At 72.6% G+C, this 2,018-nt stretch carries 2 protein-coding genes; both read right to left on the bottom strand.

The window, feature by feature from the left end; genetic code table 11:
- Positions 1-335 precede the first annotated feature (335 nt).
- A complete protein-coding gene (locus QZY44_RS32575) occupies positions 336-1,469 on the bottom strand; it encodes a transposase (RefSeq protein WP_295457495.1) in 1,134 nt (377 codons plus the stop codon).
- Between the two features lie 18 nt (positions 1,470-1,487).
- A partial coding sequence (locus tag QZY44_RS32580) for a tyrosine-type recombinase/integrase (protein WP_295457498.1) occupies positions 1,488-2,018 on the bottom strand: 531 nt, incomplete at its 5' end.

The following is a 2,018-nucleotide window of genomic DNA, read 5'->3' on the forward strand; positions in this document are numbered from 1 at the left end:
AGAAGTGTCGAGTGTCGGGTGTCGAGTGTAGGTCCCAACGTCCAGAGGATTATGCGCTGCGAAGCCGGCGCATAATCCCGGTTGAGCCCAGCCTTCGCGCGGCGGGTGGCGTCATGGGGTCGTAAATGGCAGACTAGTCCCGCCGCACAGGGCAAGAATAGCGCGCGGCGGGGGTGGCGGCAAGGGTGGAGAGAGGCGGGAGCGGGCCGGAAAGAGGGCGGCGCGGTGCGCGGCGCCGCTGGCCGGACGGTTCCAGGGCGTGCGGTAGGGTGGCGGACTGGGCCGGAAGTGCACCGACCGCCGGGCCGGCGGGGGCGGGTTGTGGACGGTACGGGTCATGAGACGTGGGCGGGCGGGGCACGCCAGTTGACGGTGAAGGCGATCCCGGTCTGACCGGCCGGTAGGTAAAGACGCCAGCGGGGCCGGGTCGAACCGCAGTACGGACAGGGTGGCGAGGCCGGCAGCACAGGATCGGGGCCCGACGGCGGGGCCAGGGCGCTGGTGCGGTAGCGGGCGAGCATGGCTGTCTGCAAGGCGCGCAGGTCGTGGCGGCGCGATGGCGCCAGGAAGCCATAGTGGCGGATGCGGTGGAAACGCGGCGGCAGGGCATGCTGGAGGTAGCGGGCGACGAACGCCGCCGGGGTGGTGCGCAGCCGGCGGACCGTGCCGGTGCGGTGGTCCAGATAGCGGAAGACCACCTGGGTGGCGTCGGCGTGCACGATCTGCGACTCGTGCAGCGGGCCGCTGCGCACGTAGCGGGTCAGGTAGCGCAGGACCGTGTCGGGTCCCTCCCGGCAGGGCCGGACCTTGACGTTCCAGGCGGTGCGCCAGAGGCGGCCCGGCGGATCGAACCCCTTGAGGGCGGCGCGGAAGCGCCGGGTGAGAATGGCGCGAAACACGTCCCGCAGGGCCCGGACCGGGAGCAGGAAGCGGGTGCGGGTGAGACGGTACGCGCCACCGGGCTGGAGCACGACGGCCGGGATCAGGCAGTGCACGTGGGCGTGCCAGGTCAGGCTTCGCCCCCACGTATGGAGTACGGCCAGGATCCCCAGTTCGCCGCCGAGGTGCCGCGGGTCGCGGGCGAGGGTCTGCACGGTTTCGGCGACCGCCGCCAGGAGCGCGGCGCCGAGGCGGGCCGGGTGGTCCCGGACCGCGTGGCTGTAGACGGTGGGTACGGTGAAGACCACATGGAAGTAGGGCACCGGCAGCAGGTCGCGCCGCCGGGCTTCGAGCCAGGCGCGGGACTCGGGGCCGCGGCAGACCGGGCAGAGCCGGTCGCGGCAACTGTGCGGCACGAACTCGACCCGGGCCCCGCAGTCCGCACAGTACTCGGCATGGCCCCCGAGCCGGCCCGTGCGGCAGGCCGTCAGCCGCCGCACGGCCAGACGTTGGGACTCGGGCGCCGCCGGCCCGGCGGTCCGCAGGTAAGCCGGACCGTGCCGCCGCAGGATGTCGGCGATGATCCCCATCTTCGGCTCGCGGCGGACTCAGAGGCCCGCGGTCATCTGTTGCAGGGCCTCGTGCGCGCGGTGCATGACGGCGGCGGTCAGATGGGTGTAGATGGCGGTGGTCTCGAGATGGCGGTGGCCGAGGAACTGCTGGATCAGTCGCAGGCTCACGCCTCGCTCCAGGAGGTGGGTGGCGTAGGCGTGACGCAGACTGTGCGCGGTGACCGGTTTGGGGATCCCTGCGGTGGCCGCCGCGGCGTGCAGGGCCCGGCCGACGGTGTCGGGGCTGAGGTCGCACTCGGGAGCCAGGCGGGAGAGGAACAGACGGCCGGAACGGATGCCCTCCTGCCGCCGATGGCGGTCGAGGATCTCCTGCAGGCGCGGCGGGATCGGCACCAGACGGTCGAGGCCGCCCTTGCTGTCACGGACGTGCAGCATGGCCCGCTGCCAGTCGATGGCATCCGCCTCCAGGGCCAGCCCTTCGCTGCGGCGCAGTCCACAGCCGTAGAGCGTGGCGCCCAGGGTGAAGAAGCGCGGCACCCGCAACGCGTGCAACAGGGCGTGCACCTC

Origin of the sequence: uncultured Thiodictyon sp. (assembly GCA_903837595.1) — a bacterium.
GTDB lineage: Bacteria > Pseudomonadota > Gammaproteobacteria > Chromatiales > Chromatiaceae > Thiodictyon.